Origin of the sequence: Pseudomonas sp. NPDC088414, assembly GCF_044753325.1 — a bacterium.
Classification (GTDB): domain Bacteria; phylum Pseudomonadota; class Gammaproteobacteria; order Pseudomonadales; family Pseudomonadaceae; genus Aquipseudomonas.
Map to the genome: position 1 here is coordinate 622614 of NZ_JBIVMY010000001.1, position 16861 is coordinate 639474.

Here is a 16861-nt window from a genome sequence, read left to right on the forward strand (position 1 = left end):
GCAGTCGTAAACCCGCGGTGTTGGGCCGCTTCGCAACCCGGCGGGAGCAAGCTCCCTCGCCACGAAGGCAATCCTCAACCTGCTGCAAAAACGCAAACTCCCCCTGCACATATCCCGGTTGTACACGGCAAATTTGCACTGTTACGATCCGTCAACGCTCGCGCGCGAGCTTCTCGAATAAAGACAATAAAAGCAGGGAGTTAGTGATGACTGCTCAGGCTTCATCCCCGCGGACCCCGTCCATGGATGCCACGCAAAACGAAGTGCTGGCCGAGGTTCGCAATCACATCGGTCACCTGACCCTCAACCGCCCCGCCGGTCTCAACGCCATCACCCTCGATATGGTGCGTCAGTTGCAGCAGCAACTCGATGCCTGGGCGACTGACGCCAATGTGCGCGCCGTGGTGTTGCGCGGTGCCGGTGAGAAGGCTTTCTGCGCCGGTGGCGATATCCGTTCGCTGTACGACAGTTTCAAAAGCGGCGACACGCTGCACGAAGATTTCTTTGTCGAGGAATACGCCCTCGACCTGACCCTTCATCACTACCGCAAACCGGTGCTGGCGTTGATGGACGGTTTTGTCCTCGGCGGCGGCATGGGCCTGGTGCAAGGCGCGGATCTGCGGGTGGTCACCGAAAAGAGCCGGCTGGCGATGCCGGAAGTGGCGATCGGTTATTTCCCCGATGTCGGCGGCAGCTATTTCCTCTCGCGGATTCCCGGTGAGCTGGGGATCTATCTGGGCGTCAGCGGCGTGCAGATTCGCGCGGCCGATGCGTTGTACTGCGGGCTGGCGGACTGGTTTGTCGACAGCAGCAAACTGTCGAGCCTCGACGAACAACTCGATCATCTGGAATGGCACGACACGCCGCTCAAGGACCTGCAGAACCTGCTCGCCAAAAACGGCGTGCAAACCCTCGCCGATGCGCCGCTGAAGCAACTGCGCCCGGCCATCGACCATTTCTTCGCCCTGCCGGACGTACCGAGCATTGTCGAGCAACTGCGCGCAGTCACCGTCGCCGACAGCCATGAGTGGGCGACCACCACCGCTGACCTGCTGGGGACCCGCTCGCCACTGGCAATGGCCGTGACCCTGGAAATGCTGCGTCGCGGTCGTCAGTTGTGCCTGGAACACTGCTTCGCCCTCGAACTGCATCTGGATCGCCAGTGGTTCGAACGCGGCGACCTGATCGAGGGCGTGCGTGCCCTGCTGATCGACAAAGACAAGACCCCACGCTGGAACCCGCCGACCCTCGCTGCGCTGGACGCCGGGCATGTCGCGAGTTTCTTTCACGGTTTTACTGAGAGCGGGAGCTAAGCCATGCACGATCTCGAACTGACTGAAGAACAAGTGATGATCCGCGACATGGCCCGGGACTTCGCCCGTGGCGAAATCGCGCCGCATGCGCAAGCCTGGGAAAAGGCCGGCTGGATCGACGACGCACTGGTGGCGAAGATGGGCGAACTCGGTTTGCTCGGCATGGTGGTGCCCGAGGAATGGGGCGGCACCTACGTCGATTACGTGGCGTACGCGCTGGCGGTGGAAGAAATCTCTGCCGGCGACGGCGCCACCGGCGCGTTCATGAGCATCCACAACTCGGTGGGCTGTGGGCCGGTGATGAATTACGGCAGCCAGGAGCAGAAACAGACCTGGCTGGCGGATCTCGCCAGTGGCCAGACGATTGGCTGCTTCTGCCTCACCGAACCGCAGGCCGGTTCCGAAGCGCACAACCTGCGCACCCGCGCCGAACTGCGCGACGGCCAGTGGGTGATCAACGGCGCCAAACAATTCGTCAGCAATGGCAAACGGGCGAAACTGGCAATCGTGTTTGCGGTGACGGATCCGGATCTGGGCAAGAAAGGCATTTCCGCGTTCCTTGTACCGACCGATACCCCGGGTTTCATCGTCGATCGCACCGAACACAAAATGGGCATCCGCGCCTCCGACACCTGCGCGGTGACCCTGAACAACTGCAGCATTCCCGAGGCCAATCTGCTCGGCGAGCGCGGCAAGGGTCTGGCGATTGCCCTGTCCAACCTCGAAGGCGGCCGCATTGGCATCGCCGCGCAAGCCTTGGGCATCGCCCGGGCGGCGTTTGAAGCGGCGCTGGTGTATTCCCGCGATCGCATTCAGTTCGGCAAACCGATCAACGAGCACCAGAGCATCGCCAACCTGTTGGCCGACATGCACATGCAGATCAACGCGGCGCGCCTGATGATCCTGCACGCGGCGCGCCTGCGCACGGCGGGCAAACCGTGTCTGTCGGAGGCTTCACAGGCCAAGCTGTTCGCCTCGGAGATGGCGGAAAAGGTCTGCTCCTCAGCGATTCAGATCCATGGCGGGTATGGCTATCTGGAGGACTATCCGGTCGAGAAGTACTACCGCGATGCGCGGATTACCCAGATTTATGAAGGGTCGAGCGAGATTCAGCGGATGGTGATTGCGCGGGAGCTGAAGAACTATCAGCTGTAAAAGCATCGCGGGCAAGCCCGCTCCCACAGGGAATTCTGTCGTTCACAAAAGTTGTGCACTCCAGAAAAACCTGTGGGAGCGGGCTTGCCCGCGATAGCGTCAGTGAGAACGCAACTTTACTTACCGGTAAACTCCGGCGCACGCTTGGCGACAAACGCCGCCATCCCTTCCTTCTGATCCTGCGTGGCAAACGCCGCGTGGAACACCCGGCGCTCAAAGCGCACACCTTCAGTCAGATTGACCTCGAACGCGCGGTTGACGCTTTCCTTGACCATCATCGCAATCGGCAGCGATTTGCTGGCGATCACTGCCGCCACCTTCAGCGCCTCGTCGAGCAATTCATCGCTCGGCACGATCCGCGCAACGATGCCGCAACGCTCGGCTTCCACCGCATCGATCATCCGCCCGCTGAGGCACATTTCCATGGCCTTGGCCTTGCCCACGGCGCGGGTCAGGCGCTGGGTGCCGCCCATGCCTGGCAGCACGCCGAGGTTGATTTCCGGTTGACCGAATTTGGCGTTGTCACCGGCCAGGATGAAGTCGCACATCAACGCCAGTTCGCAACCGCCACCAAGGGCGAAACCGTTGACCGCAGCGATGATCGGCTTGCGCCGGTTAGCCACGCGGTCGCTGTCGCTGAACAGATCATCCATGTAGATCTGCGGGTAGGTCAGCTCGGCCATTTCCTTGATGTCGGCACCGGCAGCGAAGGCTTTCTTCGAACCGGTGATGACGATGCAACCAATGTTCGCATCCGCTTCCAGGCCGTCGAGGGCGTGGTTCACTTCGCTGACCAGTTGCGCGTTCAGGGCATTCAGCGCCTGTGGGCGGTTGAGGGTGATCAGGCCGACGCGGCCGTGGTTTTCCAGCAGAATCGTTTCGTAAGTCATGGGCAAGATTCCTTGTCAGAGATTGCGCGAAATAACCATGCGCTGAATGTCGCTGGTGCCTTCGTAGATCTGGCAGACGCGTACGTCGCGGTAGATGCGTTCCAGCGGGAAATCGTTGAGGTAACCGTAACCGCCCAGCGTCTGCAGCGCCATCGAGCAGACCTTCTCGGCCATTTCCGAGGCGAACAGTTTGGCCATCGAGGCTTCGACCAGCGCCGGCTGACCGCTGTCGCGCAGCGCCGCGGCGTAATGCACCATCTGCCGGGCGACGGCGATCTGCGTGGCCATGTCGGCCAAGCGGAAGGCCACGGCCTGGTGCTCGATGATCGGCTTGCCGAAGGTATCGCGTTCACGAGCGTAATCGCGGGCCGCTTCGAACGCAGCGCGGGCCATGCCCACCGCTTGCGAAGCAATGCCGACCCGCCCGCCTTCGAGGTTGGCCAAGGCAATCCTGTAACCTTCGCCCTCCTCACCCAAGCGGTTGGCGACCGGCACTTTGACGTCTTCGAAGAGAATCTGGCAGGTGTCCGACGCATGCTGGCCGAGCTTATCTTCAACCCGCGCGACTTTATAGCCCGGCGAATCGGTGGGCACGATAAACGCCGTGATGCCGCGCTTGCCGGCACTCGGATCGGTCACCGCAAACACGATCACGATCCCGGCGTTCTGCCCGGAAGTGATGAACTGTTTGCAGCCGTTGAGCACGTAATGATCGCCCTCAAGACGCGCGCGGGTTTTCAGGCTGCTGGCATCGGAACCGGCCTGCGGTTCGGTCAAGGCGAAGGCGCCGAGCATGGCGCCGCTTGCCAGCGGTTTGAGAAAGCGCTCGCGCTGATCGTCGTTGCCGAACTTGAGGATCGGTACGCAGCCGACTGAGTTGTGCACGCTCATGATGGTCGAGCAGGCGCCGTCGCCGGCGGCGATTTCTTCCAGGGCCATGGCGTAGGCCAGGTAACCGGTGTCACAACCGCCCCACTGCTCCGGCACCAGCATGCCGAAGAAGCCCAGTTCGGCCATCTGGCCGATGGCTTCCTTGGGGAAACGATGCTCGCGGTCCCACTCGGCGGCGAACGGTTTCAGCCGTTCCTCGGCGAACTGCCGGGCCATGTCGCGGATCTGGGTCTGGTCTTCGTTGGGAATCATGGTGAATCCTTAAATTCAAGTCGACCCGCTTTCCCTTGTAGGAGTGAGCCTGCTCGCGATAGCGGTGGGTCATATAAATCAGTGTTGACTGACACGACGCCATCGCGAGCAGGCTCACTCCTACAAAGGGATTGCGTGAATCAATAAATGCATTCCACGGCCATCGCCGTGGCTTCACCGCCGCCGATGCAAATCGCTGCGATCCCGCGTTTCAGGCCCTTCTGGCGCAGGGCCGAGAGCAGCGTCACCAGGATCCGCGCGCCCGAGGCGCCGATCGGATGGCCCAGCGCGCAGGCGCCGCCGTGCACGTTGAGCTTGTCGTGGGGGATTTCCAGGTGGGTCATCGCCGCCATCGCCACCACGGCGAACGCTTCGTTGATTTCGAACAGATCGACTTCGTTCAACGCCCAACCAGTCTTCTTCACCAGCTTCTTGATCGCGCCAATCGGTGCCACCGGGAACAGGCCCGGCGTGTCGGCAAATGCCGCGTGACCATGAATCACCGCCAGCGGTTTAAGCCCGAGTTTCTGCGCTTGCGACTGGCGCATCAGCACCAGCGCCGCCGCGCCGTCGGAGATCGAACTGGAGTTCGCCGCCGTCACCGTGCCGCCTTCGCGGAACGCCGGTTTCAGCGAGGCGACCTTGTCCAGTTTGGCTTTCGGCGGCTGCTCGTCATTGCTGATCAGTACCTGCTCCTTGCCGACGGTTACGCTCAGCGGAACGATCTCGGCCTTGAAGCTGCCGTCCTTGATCGCCTGTTGGGCGCGGGTGGTCGAAGCGATGGCAAACGCATCCTGGGCTTCGCGGCTGAAGTCATTGGTTTCGGCACAGTCTTCGGCGAAGGTGCCCATCAGACGGCCCTTGTCGTAGGCGTCTTCGAGGCCGTCGAGGAACATCGAATCGAGCACCCGGCCATGGCCCATGCGGTAACCGGCGCGGGCGCGGTCCAGCAGATACGGCGAGTTGGACATGCTTTCCATGCCGCCGGCGATCACCACATCGGCGCTGCCGGCCAGCAGCATGTCGTGGGCCAGAATGGTGGTCTCCATGCCCGAGCCGCACATCTTGTTGACCGTGGTGCAACGGGTGGATTTATCCAGCCCGGCACCCAGTGCTGCCTGCCGCGCCGGTGCCTGACCGAGGCCAGCGGGCAATACGCAACCGAACAGCACTTCATCAACCGCGTCGCTGGCGACACCGGCGCGCTCAACCGCAGCCTTGATCGCCGCAGCGCCGAGTTGCGGCGCGGTGAGGCTTTTCAGTTCGCCCTGAAAACCGCCCATCGGGGTGCGGACGGCGCTGACGATAACAATCGGATCGTTGGAAATGGTCATGACAAATCCTCCTTACTTGGCGGCCATGCGCAAGGCGCCGTCGAGACGGATCACCTCACCGTTGAGCATGCTGTTTTCGATGATATGCCGAACCAGCGCGGCGTACTCGGCAGGTTTCCCAAGACGCGGCGGGAACGGCACGCCAGCGGCCAGCGACTCGCGCACTTCCGGGGTCATGCCGGCCATCATCGGGGTTTCGAAAATGCCCGGGGCGATGGTCATCACGCGAATACCGAAACGCGCCAGTTCGCGGGCGGCCGGCAGGGTCAGGCTGGCGATCGCGCCTTTGGAGGCGGAATACGCGGCCTGACCGATCTGGCCGTCGAACGCAGCGACCGAGGCGGTGTTGATGATGACCCCGCGCTCGCCATCGGCATTGGCTTCGCTCTCGGCGATGGCCGCAGCGGCCAGACGCAGCATGTTGAAGCTACCGATCAGGTTGACGTTGATTACCTGAGCGAAGCTGGACAGTGCATGCGGGCCGTTCTTGCCGAGGATCTTCTCGCCGCGAACGATGCCGGCGCAATTGACCAGGCCATTGAGACTGCCAAAGGCTTTGACCGTGGCCTGCACCGCCGCTTCCGCAGCGGCTTCGTTGCTGATGTCCGCCACCACGCTTTGCGCGCCAAGGCGCTGGGCCTGGGCGGCGACGGCTTCGGCGTTCATGTCCACCAGCATCACTTTGGCGCCGGCATTGACCAGCAATTCAGCGCTGGCTGCACCCAGGCCGGAGGCGCCGCCGGTGACGATAAAAACCTTGTTCTCGATCTGCATGACTGACTTCCTGATTCAAGCTGAAACGTTGTGCGCCGCGGCCTCTTGAGCCTTGGCGATTTCCTGGTTGCGCAAGATAAAGCGCTGCAATTTGCCGCTTGGGGTTTTCGGCAATTCGCTGACAAATTCGATTTCACGCGGGTACGAATGCGCGGCCAGACGCTTGCGCACGTGTTGCCGCAGCTCTTCGGCCAGCGCCGGTTCGGCGCGGTATTGCGGGTTGAGCACGACGAAGGCCTTGACCAGTTCGGTGCGCTCCGGATCGGGCTTTCCGACTACGGCCGCTTCAACCACTGCCGGGTGCTCGATCAGCGCGCTCTCGACGTCGAACGGGCCGACGCGATAACCGGAGGTGGTGATCACGTCATCACTGCGCCCGACGAAGCTGATGCTGCCGTCGGGGTTCCATTCCACGGTGTCGCCGCTGAGGTAGTAATCGCCGACGAAAGCTTTGGTCGGCGCGCCTTGGTAGCCGCCAAACCAGCACATCGGCGATTGCGTGCGGTCGATGGCGAGAATGCCCGGCTGGCCGACGCCAAGTTCGTTGTACTGCTCATCGAGCACCACGATGCGATGGCCCGGCGAGGCGAAACCCGCGGCGCCAAGGTGGATCGGGTGCTGCAGACCGTGGTGGTTGCACAGAACCATGCCCAGTTCGGTCTGCCCGTAATGGTCGTGAATCACCACGCCGAGGTTGTCGGCGAACCAGCGGATCACTTCCGGGTTCAGCGGTTCGCCGGCGCTGCTGACGATGCGCAGTTTGCCCTTGATCGACTTGGCGAACTCGTTACCACCGGCAATCAGCAAGCGGTACGCGGTCGGCGAGCCGGTGAGATTGGTGATCCCGTATTTGTTGATCACCCGGCAGGTGCTTTCGAGGGTGAAGGGGCCATCGTAAAAGGTGATCGGGTGCCCCATCGACAGCGGGCCGGTGACGCCGAAATAGATGCCGTAGGCCCAGCCCGGATCGGCGACGTTCCAGAACGAATCTTCAGGACGCAGATCCACCGCGTCGCGGGTGTAACTCTGGAATGCGACGATCGCCTTGAGCGGCACTGACAGCGCTTTCGACGGACCGGTGGTGCCCGAGGTGAACATCAGCAGGAACGGGTCTTCGCCCGTCAGCAGAACCGGCTCGCAGACACTGGAGGAGTTGGCCAGCTCGGCCCAGAAACTGAAATCGCCACGGACGATGCCCTGGCCCTTGGCGCCGCCGACGGTGACGATGGTCGGGCATTCGCTGACTTCAGCGAGTTTCGGCCGGTTGACCGCGTCAGTGACCACCACTTTGGCGCCTGAACTGTTCAGGCGATGCTCGATGGCTTTGGGGCCGAATGCGGTGAACAACGGCTGATACACCGCGCCGATGCGCCAGGTGGCGAACACGGTGATGAGTAATTCGATGTTGCGTGGCAGCAGGCCGGCGACCTTGTCGCCCCTCTGCACGCCTTGTTCGAGAAGGAAATTGGCGAAACGCGCGGCTTGGTCTTGCAGCTCGCTGAAGGTGTACGTGGCACTCGCACCGTCGCGGCCCTCCCAGAACAACGCAATGCGCCCCGGCAAGGCGTGGCGGTCGCAACATTCGACGCAGGCATTGAGCGCCTCCAGCGTGCCGCTGAGCGCAGCGTCCACGGTGTGCTGATAGTTGAACTGTTCGGTGGCAGACAAGTAATCGCGCATTGCCAGAATCCCTCTGTGTTTTTATTAGGCTGGGAACCGTTAACAACACTGGGATAGTCGCGCTGCGGCGCGGCGGCGGCAATGGTCAAAGCCATCAAAGTGGCTGACTGGTTTGGCCAAGGTTCAAAAGATGCGTTGTCCTGACTGGCCCTATCGCTGGCAAGCCAGCTCCCACAGTGTTAGCGCAAAATCTGTGGGAGCTGGCTTGCCAGCGATGGCGCCGTGCCAGGCGACAGATACTCTGAATCAGACCGCTTCGTTAAGGATCAACGTGCGGTAATGCCCAGGATTGGACCCCGACCACTTGCGAAACGCCTTGTAGAACGAACTCGCATCGGCAAACCCCAGCCGCGTGGCGATCTCAACGAAACTGATCGATGGCTCCGCCAGCCAGCTGATCGCCAGTTCCTTGCGCACGCTGTCCTTGAGCCCCTGATAGGTCTGCCCTTCCTCGGACAAACGTCGGCGCAGGGTCGAGGCGGACATGCATAACTGCTGCGCCAGGGCTTCGGTCTCCGGCCATTTTTCGGCAGGTAGCTGCCGCAGATCCTGTTTGATCCGGCTGGCAAGACTTTCCGGGTCGCGGTACTTCACCAGAATGTTCGCCGGCGCATGGGCCAGAAAGCGTTTCAGCTCTTCAGCGCTGCGTTTGATCGGCAAGTCGAGGCAGTCAGCAGCAAAGATCATCCGCGTGCGCGGACGCTCGAAACGCAGGTTTTCCGAGAACATCACCCGGTAATCGTCGCAGAAATCAGGTTCCGCGCAGCGCAGTTCGATCGCCAGAATCGGAATTCGCCGCCCCGCCAGCCAGCAGGCCACGCCGTGGACGATCATCCAGTAAGTGAAATAGGTGAAGGCGCGGCGCGGTTCGGGATCGTCTTCGAGCAGGACGATTTCGGCAAGGCTTTGTTGGTGAACCAGTTGCGCGGGCATTTTCTCCAGCATCAGCGAGAGGAAATTCAGCCCCGTGCTCAGCCCGGCAGCCAGAGTGGGTTGTGCCATGGCGCTGCGGCAAAGGAATTCGAGGCTGCCGGACTTGAGCCGGCGCGGGTCCATACCGAAAAACTCGTCATCGCCGCGCCGGGCCAGCAATCGCCAGAGTTTCGCGTATTGCGAAGCAGGCACCCGGCCGTGTTCGCTGTGCAGCAGGCCCGGAGCAATCCCGACCTTGTTCAAGACTTCATCCGTGGCCACGCCCGGGGCACAACTTTGCAGCAGCGCTTCACGCACCAGTTGCACGGCGATGGTGTCTTTTTCCGACATGGAGCGAGGCAGACCTTGTTGTTTTGGGTGACGGGCATCTTAACGCAGCCATCCCCAGCACAACACAGATCCCTGTAGGAGTGAGCCTGCTCGCGATAGCGTTGAGTCAGTCAACTCAATGGTTAGCTGATACACCGCTATCGCGAGCAGGCTCACTCCTACACAGATTCGGGCATGGCTAAAAAACATGCCGTTCAGCGAATGTTCAGGTAAATGTCAAGCATCCCCATTTGGGAATGAGTGTCATTATGTTACAACTTAGCCACCTATCTAAGTCACTCGTGGTTGCCGCAATGCTCGTTCCCTTTCTGATCATGCTGCGTGAAGGCATTGAAGCCGCGCTGATCGTTGGCATCATCGCCAGCTACCTGCAACAGACCGGTCGCGGCCAATGGATGCCGGCGGTGTGGATCGGCGTGTTTCTCGCCGCCGCTCTGGCACTGCTGGTCGGCGGTGGGCTGGAGTTGGTCAGCGCCGAATTCCCACAGAAACAGCAGGAGTTGTTTGAAGGCATTGTCGGTCTGGTCGCGGTGGGCATTCTCAGCTCGATGGTGTTCTGGATGCGCAAGGTCGCGCGGTCGATCAAGCATTCGTTGCAGGCCTCGCTGGATCACGCCCTGACCTCGTCAAAGCATCAGGTGATCGCGCTGATCGCCATGGTGTTCTTCGCCGTGGCTCGCGAAGGTCTGGAAACCGTGTTCTTCCTGCTCGCCGTGTTCCAGCAGAGCGAAGGCCCGGGCGCGCCGATCGGTGCCCTGCTCGGCCTGGTGCTGGCAATCGTCGTCGGCTTCCTGATCTACAGCGGCAGCATGCGCCTGAACCTGTCGGCGTTCTTCAAGTGGACCGGGTTGTTCATTCTGGTGGTCGCCGCCGGGATCCTCGCCAATTCGGTGCAAGCCCTGCATGAAGCGGGCGTGTGGAATCACCTGCAAACCGTGCTGTTCGACTTCAGCGCGACGCTGCCGATGGACGGCCCACTGGGTTCGGTGCTGGCCGGCATGTTCGGTTATCAGGATGCGCCGACCGTCAGCACCCTCGGTGCGTACCTGATCTATCTGGTGCTGGCGCTGGTGGTGTTTTTCTACCCCGCCGCGCCTGCTGCGCCCAAGCCAGCCAAATCGACTTCCGTTTCCAGCCAATAAGGGCATCCATGTCAAAGCCTAATACTCCTCAGGCCTCCCCTCCCCGCGCCTTGCGCTGGGCGGTGGCCGGTTCGGTGGTCGTGATGATTGCCGCCGGTGGCCTGTTCTACTACGCCTCGAAAATGGCCGCGGCCAAGCGTCAGCACAACCATGACGAAGTGGTGGTCAACATCAACGCGCACAGTTGCGAGCCGAACGAGCTGACGGTTCCTGCCGGCCGCGCCAGTTTCCGCATCGTCAACCGCTCCGACCGCGCAGTGGAGTGGGAAATCCTCGACGGCGTGCTGGTGATCGAGGAGCGCGAGAACATCGCCCCGGGTCTGAGCCAGGTGATCAACGCCAACCTGCAACCCGGCGACTACGCGATCACCTGCGGCCTGCTGAGCAATCCTCGCGGCGTGCTGCACGTGACGCCGACAGCGGCCTCCGATGCTGCCGCCAAGGCCAAGCCATCGATGGTCGCCTTTGTCGGGCCGCTGTCGGAGTTCCGCGTGTATCTGGCGAGCCAGAGCAGCGCACTGATCAAAGCTGTGACTGCGCTCAACGACGCAGTTGCCAGCGGCGATCTGGCCCAGGCGCAAGCGTTGTACTTGCCGGCGCGCGCCGCCTATCAGCGTCTGGCCCCGGCGGCGCAACGTCTGGCGGAACTGGACAACAGCATCAATGCCCGCGCCGACTACTTCGAGAAGCGCGAACAGGATCCGGCCTTCGTCGGCTTCCACCGCATCGAGTACGCGCTGTTCCAGCAACGCAAACTCGACGATCTGACGCCCATTGCCCAGCGCCTGCTGACCGACGTCACCACGCTCAAACAGCAACTGCTGGCCCAGTCGCTGCCGCCGGAACAATTGGTGAGCATCGTGGTGCGCAACCTCAACACCCTGGCCGATGTGCGTGCCGCCAGCGGTGAAGAGGAACGCTACAGCCACGCCGACCTCAACGGTTTTGCCGGCAATCTGGAGACCGCACACAAGGTCGTCGAATTGCTGCGGCCAATGTTGAGCAAATCGGCGCCGGACCTGCTGCCGAAAATCGACAGCGCACTGAGCGATTTCGACAACGTACTGAACAGCTTCAAGGTCAAGGACGGCTACGCGAGCTACGACACGGTCAGCGGCGAACAACGCAAACAGATCGCCGACAAGGCTCAGGCCCTGGCTGACGCTCTGGATGGCATCGATCCCGCCCTCGGCCTCTCCGGCCTGTAAGCAGAAGACGAATACCGATGAAAGATTTGCAAAACCTCGATCTGCAACGTCGCCGCCTGCTGATGGGTATGGGCGCTGCCGGTGTTGCGCTGGCCGGTTCGGCCCTGAGCTGCCCGGCCATGGCGGCGGCCCCGGCGCAAGTCACCGAAGCGCCGAGCAGCGACAAAACCGAAGACCGCCACGACTTCCACGGCGTGCACCAGACCGGCATCGTCACCCCGCGTCCGGCGTCCGGCATGTTCGTGTCGTTCGACGTGCTGGCCAGCGATCGCGAAGACCTCGAGCGGCTGTTCCGTACGCTCAACGAGCGCATCGCATTTCTGATGAAGGGCGGCCCGGTGGCGCAGATCGACCCGAAACTGCCGCCACCGGATTCCGGCATCCTCGGCCCGGTGGTGACGCCGGACAACCTGACCATCACCGTCTCGGTAGGCGAGTCGCTGTTCGATGAGCGCTTTGGACTGGCCGAGGCCAAACCGAAACGTCTGCAACGCATGGTCGGCTTCCCCAACGATGCGCTGGAGGCCGATTGCTGCCACGGCGACCTGAGCCTGCAATTCTGCTCGAACACCGCCGACACCAACATTCACGCCCTGCGCGACATCGTCAAGAACCTGCCGGACCTGCTGCTGGTGCGCTGGAAACAGGAAGGCAGCGTGCCACCGCAAGCCCCGGCCAAACCGGGGGTGCCGGCGCAATCGGCGCGCAACTTCCTGGGTTTCCGCGACGGCTCGGCCAATCCCGATTCCAACGACGCCAAAGCGATGGACAAGCTTGTCTGGGTGCAACCGGGCAGCGATGAACCGGCCTGGGCCGCGCACGGTAGCTATCAAGCGGTGCGGATCATCCGCAATTTCGTCGAGCGCTGGGACCGTACGCCGCTGCAGGAACAGGAAAGCATTATCGGCCGGGTCAAGACCACCGGCGCACCGATGGGCGCCAACCATGAAACCGAGGTCCCGGATTACAGCAAGGACCCGGAGGGCAAGCTGACCAAGCTTGACGCGCACATTCGCCTGGCTAACCCGCGCACCGCGGCGAGCCAGGCCAACCTGATCCTGCGCCGGCCGTTCAACTACTCCAACGGCGTGAACAAGAACGGCCAGCTCGACATGGGCCTGCTGTTCATCTGCTACCAGGCCGATCTGGAAAAAGGCTTTATCACCGTGCAGACCCGGCTCAACGGCGAGCCGCTTGAGGAATACCTCAAACCGGTCGGCGGCGGTTACTTCTTCACCCTGCCGGGTGTCGCGGGCGACAAGGATTTCATCGGTCGCTCGCTGCTCAACGCCACACAACCCAAAACAGCTGCATAACCATAAAAACCCTCGGAGCCGCTCCATGAAAAAGTCGCCACTCGCGTTATTGCTGACCCTTGGTTTGCTCAACACCCCGCTGTCGGCGTTCGCCGCGACGGCGCCGCTGGATCTGGTCGGCCCGGTGTCGGACTACAAGATCTACGTCACCGAGCAACTGGATGAACTGGGCAGCCACACCAAACAGTTCACCGATGCGGTGAAAAAAGGTGATCTGGCCACCGCGCAAAAGCTCTACGCGCCGACGCGCGTGTATTACGAGTCGATCGAGCCGATTGCCGAGCTGTTCAGTGACCTGGATGCGTCCATCGATTCGCGCGTCGACGACCACGAAAAAGGCGTGAAGGCTGAAGACTTCACCGGATTTCACCGCCTCGAATATTCGCTGTTCTCGGAGAAGACCACTGAAGGCCTGACCGCCCTGGCAGACAAGCTGGATAGCGACGTCAAAGACCTGCAGACCCGCGTCGCCGGCCTGACCTTCCCGCCGGAGAAAGTCGTCGGGGGTGCTGCTGCTTTGCTGGAAGAGGTTGCCGCGACCAAGATCTCCGGTGAAGAAGACCGTTACAGCCACACTGACCTGTACGACTTCCAGGGCAACATCGACGGCGCGAAGAAAATCGTCGACCTGTTCCGTCCGCAGATCGAAAAACAGGACAAGGCGTTCGTTGCCAAAGTCGACAAGAACTTCGCCACCGTGGACAAGATCCTCGCCAAGTACAAGACCAAGGACGGTGGGTTCGAGACGTATGACAAGGTGAAGGATAACGATCGCAAGGCGCTGGTCGGGCCGGTGAATACCTTGGCGGAAGACCTGTCGACGTTGCGTGGCAAGCTGGGTCTGAACTGAGTTCATTGAGCGTCTAAGCAGGCCCCATCGCTGGCAAGCCAGCTCCCACAATGTTCTTGGTGTACACGATATTTGTGAATGACCGAGAATACTGTGGGAGCTGGCTTGCCAGCGATGGCATTTTCAGCGGCGCTAGAGAATCCGGTAGAGCAACCGCTCGATCCGCACCCGACTCACCCGCTTCAAAAACTTCGCCACCCCCGCCGGGTACTCCGGCAAGGTCTCCAGGCTCTGGAAGCTGGCGATCCGCGTGGTGTTGCGGAAGATCTCCTCCTGCTCCTTCGCCCGTGGCTCAAGCCATTCGCCCTGCGGATCATCGATCAGCAGCGCGTTTTCAAGATCGAGGCGGAACGCCCGTGGATTGAGGTTGTTGCCGGTCAGCAGCGTATAGCGCTGGTCGACCCACATGCCCTTGAGGTGATAGCTGTTGTCGCCGTCACGCCACAGATGCAGGTTCAACTGGCCGCTGTCGATGTTGCGCTGATGCCGCTTGGCAAAACGCCGCAGGCTGATTTCGTACAGGTATGGCAGCGCCGCAATCACCTTGAACGGCTCGCTCGGCGGGATGTAGAAATCGTTGGCCGTCTTGTCGCCGACCACGATGTCGATCTTCACCCCACGGGCCAGCGCACGGTTGACCTCGCGGATGATCGGCAGCGGCAGGTTGAAGTACGGCGTGCAGATGGTCAGCTGCTGTTGCGCACTGGCGATCAGCTCGACGATCACCCGGTTCAACGGGTTGTTCTTGCCCACGCCGAGCAACGGACTGACCGACAGGCCGGTATGCGCGGTGCTGCCGGCACTGGTGTCGTACGCCGCATATTTGAGACGGCTGCGCAGATCGCCGATGTCGTTGCGCAGGCTGCGGGTGGTCGGCAGGTTGGGCAGGTCGAGGCGATGCACAGCCTTGGATTCGATCAGGCCGTGCTTGACCAGATGATGCATCGAGTCGGCCAGTTCGCGGCTGTGCAGCACGTGGTAGCGGTCGAAACGGTACTTGTCGAACTTGTGCAGGTAGACGTTGTTCAGACTCGCGCCGCTGTAAACCACGCAATCGTCGATCACAAAGCCTTTCAAATGCAGGACGCCGAACAGTTCGCGGGTCTGCACCGGCACGCCGTAGACCGGCACTTCGCTCTGATGGGTACGGGTCATTTCCTGATACCACGCCGAGTTGCCTGGCTGTTTGCCGGCACCGATCAGCCCGCGCTGGGCGCGCAGCCAGTCAACCACTACGACGATCTCCAGCTCCGGGCGCTTGAGCTTGGCGGCATGCAAGGCATCGAGGATTTCCTGACCGGCCTCGTCGTGCTGCAGATACAGCGCAACGATGTAGATGCGCCGGGTCGCCTCGGCGATTTTCTCCAGCAGGCAACGACGGAACTCGGCGGCGCCGGACAGAATCGTCACGGCCTCGGGAGTCAGCGGAAAGCTGCGCAGTTTGGGCAGCAAAGAGCGTTTGAAAAGCAACGGCATAGGGCTCGCAATGGGTCGAATCCGAAGAACCCGAGAGCTTACACCATCAACCGGTTCGGGTCTTGTGAGTGTCTGTAAAGAGATCAAAAGATCGCAGCCTTCGGCAGCTCCAACACTGATCCCTGTAGGAGCTGCCGCAGGCTGCGATTTTTTGATCTTAAAAACAGCTTGCACAAGGAGAACGATCGTTCTACTGTTCGCCACATGAACGAAATCACTGACACCTCGACCCGCGACATCATTCTGGATGTCACCGAAAAGTTGATCTACAAAAGTGGCATCGCGGCCACCGGCATGGATCTTCTGGTGAAAACCGCCGGCGTCTCCAGAAAAAGCATCTACCGCTACTTCGCCAACAAGGAGGAGCTGACCGTAGCCGCCCTGCAACGCCGCGACGTGCGCTGGATGCATTGGTACAGAAGTGCTGTCGATCAGGCAGAAACCCCGGCCGACCGCCTGCTCAACCTGTTTACCGTGCTCAAAAGCTGGTTCGCTTCGGAAGGTTTCCGTGGCTGTGCCTTCATCAATACCAGTGGCGAGACCGGCGATCCCGAAGACCCGGTGCGCCAGGTCGCCAAAGACCACAAACAGAAGCTGCTCGACTACCTGTGCGAGCTGTGTACCGAACATGGCGTCGAAGATCCGCAACGTCTGGCCAGACAATTGCTGATCCTGATTGACGGCGCCATTACCGTAGCGCTTGTGATGGGTGATCACAGTGCCGCTGATAATGCGCAATGCATGGCGCGTAAGTTATTGGACCTGTAACGCCTTAAATAAGCCTCAACCGTTGTTTAATCGTTAATTAGATCGGGAGACTGAAAATGTCGACTGCTGCCCAAGTGCGTCCGCCTTTACCGCCGTTCAACCGTGAATCGGCTATCGAAAAAGTACGTCTGGCCGAAGATGGCTGGAACTCCCGCGATCCCGAGAAGGTGTCGCTGGCCTACACCCTCGACACAAAATGGCGCAACCGCGCCGAGTTCGCCAACAACCGAGAGGAAGCCAAGGCCTTCCTGACCCGCAAATGGGCCAAGGAACTCGATTACCGCCTGATCAAGGAACTCTGGGCCTACTCCGACACGCGGATTGCCGTGCGTTACGCCTATGAATGGCATGACGATTCGGGCAACTGGTTCCGCTCCTACGGCAACGAAAACTGGGAGTTCGATGAACACGGCCTGATGTTCCAGCGCTATGCCTGCATCAACGACATGCCGATCAAGGAAAGCGAACGCAAGTTCCACTGGCCGCTGGGGCGGCGTCCGGATGATCATCCGGGGCTTTCCGACCTGGGTCTCTAAGTTCACATAGTTC

15 protein-coding genes are annotated in these 16861 nt (G+C 61.3%); 8 read left to right on the top strand and 7 right to left on the bottom strand.

Annotation, left to right across the window (positions count from 1 at the left end; all coding sequences use genetic code 11):
* Positions 1-206 precede the first annotated feature (206 nt).
* A complete protein-coding gene (locus tag ACIP8I_RS02795) occupies positions 207-1313 on the top strand; it encodes an enoyl-CoA hydratase/isomerase family protein (RefSeq protein WP_400758475.1) in 1107 nt (368 codons plus the stop codon).
* Between the two features lie 3 nt (positions 1314-1316).
* Positions 1317-2468: an acyl-CoA dehydrogenase family protein gene (locus ACIP8I_RS02800; protein ID WP_400758477.1), complete on the top strand. Its 1152-nt coding sequence runs from the start codon at positions 1317-1319 to the stop codon at positions 2466-2468.
* A gap of 116 nt (positions 2469-2584) precedes the next feature.
* Here ACIP8I_RS02800 and ACIP8I_RS02805 read toward each other — a convergent pair whose 3' ends face one another.
* From ACIP8I_RS02805 to ACIP8I_RS02830, 6 genes are all read right to left on the bottom strand, one after another.
* On the bottom strand, positions 2585-3358 hold the full coding sequence (locus ACIP8I_RS02805; protein ID WP_123586292.1) for an enoyl-CoA hydratase: 774 nt from the start codon (positions 3356-3358) through the stop codon (positions 2585-2587).
* Positions 3359-3373: 15 nt separating this feature from the next.
* Positions 3374-4501: an acyl-CoA dehydrogenase gene (locus tag ACIP8I_RS02810; RefSeq protein WP_400758479.1), complete on the bottom strand. Its 1128-nt coding sequence runs from the start codon at positions 4499-4501 to the stop codon at positions 3374-3376.
* A 140-nt stretch (positions 4502-4641) separates the two neighbouring features.
* Complete coding sequence (locus ACIP8I_RS02815; protein WP_400758481.1) at positions 4642-5835, bottom strand: acetyl-CoA C-acyltransferase; 1194 nt, start codon at positions 5833-5835, stop codon at positions 4642-4644.
* A 12-nt stretch (positions 5836-5847) separates the two neighbouring features.
* Entirely contained in the window at positions 5848-6609 is a 762-nt protein-coding gene (locus tag ACIP8I_RS02820) for an SDR family NAD(P)-dependent oxidoreductase (RefSeq protein WP_400758482.1), read from the bottom strand.
* 15 nt (positions 6610-6624) lie between these two features.
* Positions 6625-8289, bottom strand: coding sequence for an AMP-binding protein (locus tag ACIP8I_RS02825; RefSeq protein ID WP_400758484.1), 1665 nt, complete (start codon positions 8287-8289; stop codon positions 6625-6627).
* Between the two features lie 246 nt (positions 8290-8535).
* Entirely contained in the window at positions 8536-9552 is a 1017-nt protein-coding gene (locus ACIP8I_RS02830) for an AraC family transcriptional regulator (protein ID WP_400758486.1), read from the bottom strand.
* Between the two features lie 293 nt (positions 9553-9845).
* On the opposite strand from ACIP8I_RS02830, the gene efeU reads away from it, so the two are divergent.
* From efeU to efeO (ACIP8I_RS02850), 4 genes are read left to right on the top strand one after another with little or no spacing between them, the layout of a single operon-like run.
* Entirely contained in the window at positions 9846-10694 is an 849-nt protein-coding gene (gene efeU / locus ACIP8I_RS02835) for an iron uptake transporter permease EfeU (RefSeq protein ID WP_400758487.1), read from the top strand.
* Between the two features lie 8 nt (positions 10695-10702).
* Positions 10703-11902: an iron uptake system protein EfeO gene (efeO, locus tag ACIP8I_RS02840; RefSeq protein ID WP_367084566.1), complete on the top strand. Its 1200-nt coding sequence runs from the start codon at positions 10703-10705 to the stop codon at positions 11900-11902.
* 17 nt (positions 11903-11919) lie between these two features.
* Positions 11920-13218: an iron uptake transporter deferrochelatase/peroxidase subunit gene (gene efeB, locus ACIP8I_RS02845; protein ID WP_400758489.1), complete on the top strand. Its 1299-nt coding sequence runs from the start codon at positions 11920-11922 to the stop codon at positions 13216-13218.
* A 25-nt stretch (positions 13219-13243) separates the two neighbouring features.
* Complete coding sequence (gene efeO, locus ACIP8I_RS02850; protein ID WP_108589789.1) at positions 13244-14068, top strand: iron uptake system protein EfeO; 825 nt, start codon at positions 13244-13246, stop codon at positions 14066-14068.
* 132 nt (positions 14069-14200) lie between these two features.
* Here the strand turns inward: efeO (ACIP8I_RS02850) and pssA are convergent, their stop codons facing one another.
* Entirely contained in the window at positions 14201-15544 is a 1344-nt protein-coding gene (pssA, locus tag ACIP8I_RS02855; RefSeq protein WP_400758491.1) for a CDP-diacylglycerol--serine O-phosphatidyltransferase, read from the bottom strand.
* Between the two features lie 204 nt (positions 15545-15748).
* Here pssA and ACIP8I_RS02860 point away from each other — a divergent pair, with 204 nt between their 5' ends.
* Together ACIP8I_RS02860 and ACIP8I_RS02865 are read left to right on the top strand one after the other, a co-directional pair.
* The gene (locus ACIP8I_RS02860; protein WP_096796073.1) at positions 15749-16312 is read left to right on the top strand and encodes a TetR/AcrR family transcriptional regulator; all 564 of its coding nucleotides are present in this window, start codon (positions 15749-15751) and stop codon (positions 16310-16312) included.
* Positions 16313-16368: 56 nt separating this feature from the next.
* Positions 16369-16848, top strand: a complete 480-nt coding sequence (locus ACIP8I_RS02865) for a nuclear transport factor 2 family protein (protein WP_098963977.1) — start codon at positions 16369-16371, stop codon at positions 16846-16848.
* Positions 16849-16861 lie beyond the last annotated feature (13 nt).

Excerpts from the sequence above, each read along its gene's own strand:
- ACIP8I_RS02795 (WP_400758475.1), top strand. The coding sequence starts at position 207 with ATGACTGCTCAGGCTTCATCCCCGCGGACCCCGTCCATGGATGCCACG.
- ACIP8I_RS02800 (WP_400758477.1), top strand. The coding sequence starts at position 1,317 with ATGCACGATCTCGAACTGACTGAAGAACAAGTGATGATCCGCGACATG.
- ACIP8I_RS02805 (WP_123586292.1), bottom strand. The coding sequence starts at position 3,358 with ATGACTTACGAAACGATTCTGCTGGAAAACCACGGCCGCGTCGGCCTG.
- ACIP8I_RS02810 (WP_400758479.1), bottom strand. The coding sequence starts at position 4,501 with ATGATTCCCAACGAAGACCAGACCCAGATCCGCGACATGGCCCGGCAG.
- ACIP8I_RS02815 (WP_400758481.1), bottom strand. The coding sequence starts at position 5,835 with ATGACCATTTCCAACGATCCGATTGTTATCGTCAGCGCCGTCCGCACC.
- ACIP8I_RS02820 (WP_400758482.1), bottom strand. The coding sequence starts at position 6,609 with ATGCAGATCGAGAACAAGGTTTTTATCGTCACCGGCGGCGCCTCCGGC.
- ACIP8I_RS02825 (WP_400758484.1), bottom strand. The coding sequence starts at position 8,289 with ATGCGCGATTACTTGTCTGCCACCGAACAGTTCAACTATCAGCACACC.
- ACIP8I_RS02830 (WP_400758486.1), bottom strand. The coding sequence starts at position 9,552 with ATGTCGGAAAAAGACACCATCGCCGTGCAACTGGTGCGTGAAGCGCTG.
- efeU (WP_400758487.1), top strand. The coding sequence starts at position 9,846 with ATGCTCGTTCCCTTTCTGATCATGCTGCGTGAAGGCATTGAAGCCGCG.
- efeO (WP_367084566.1), top strand. The coding sequence starts at position 10,703 with ATGTCAAAGCCTAATACTCCTCAGGCCTCCCCTCCCCGCGCCTTGCGC.
- efeB (WP_400758489.1), top strand. The coding sequence starts at position 11,920 with ATGAAAGATTTGCAAAACCTCGATCTGCAACGTCGCCGCCTGCTGATG.
- efeO (WP_108589789.1), top strand. The coding sequence starts at position 13,244 with ATGAAAAAGTCGCCACTCGCGTTATTGCTGACCCTTGGTTTGCTCAAC.
- pssA (WP_400758491.1), bottom strand. The coding sequence starts at position 15,544 with ATGCCGTTGCTTTTCAAACGCTCTTTGCTGCCCAAACTGCGCAGCTTT.
- ACIP8I_RS02860 (WP_096796073.1), top strand. The coding sequence starts at position 15,749 with ATGAACGAAATCACTGACACCTCGACCCGCGACATCATTCTGGATGTC.
- ACIP8I_RS02865 (WP_098963977.1), top strand. The coding sequence starts at position 16,369 with ATGTCGACTGCTGCCCAAGTGCGTCCGCCTTTACCGCCGTTCAACCGT.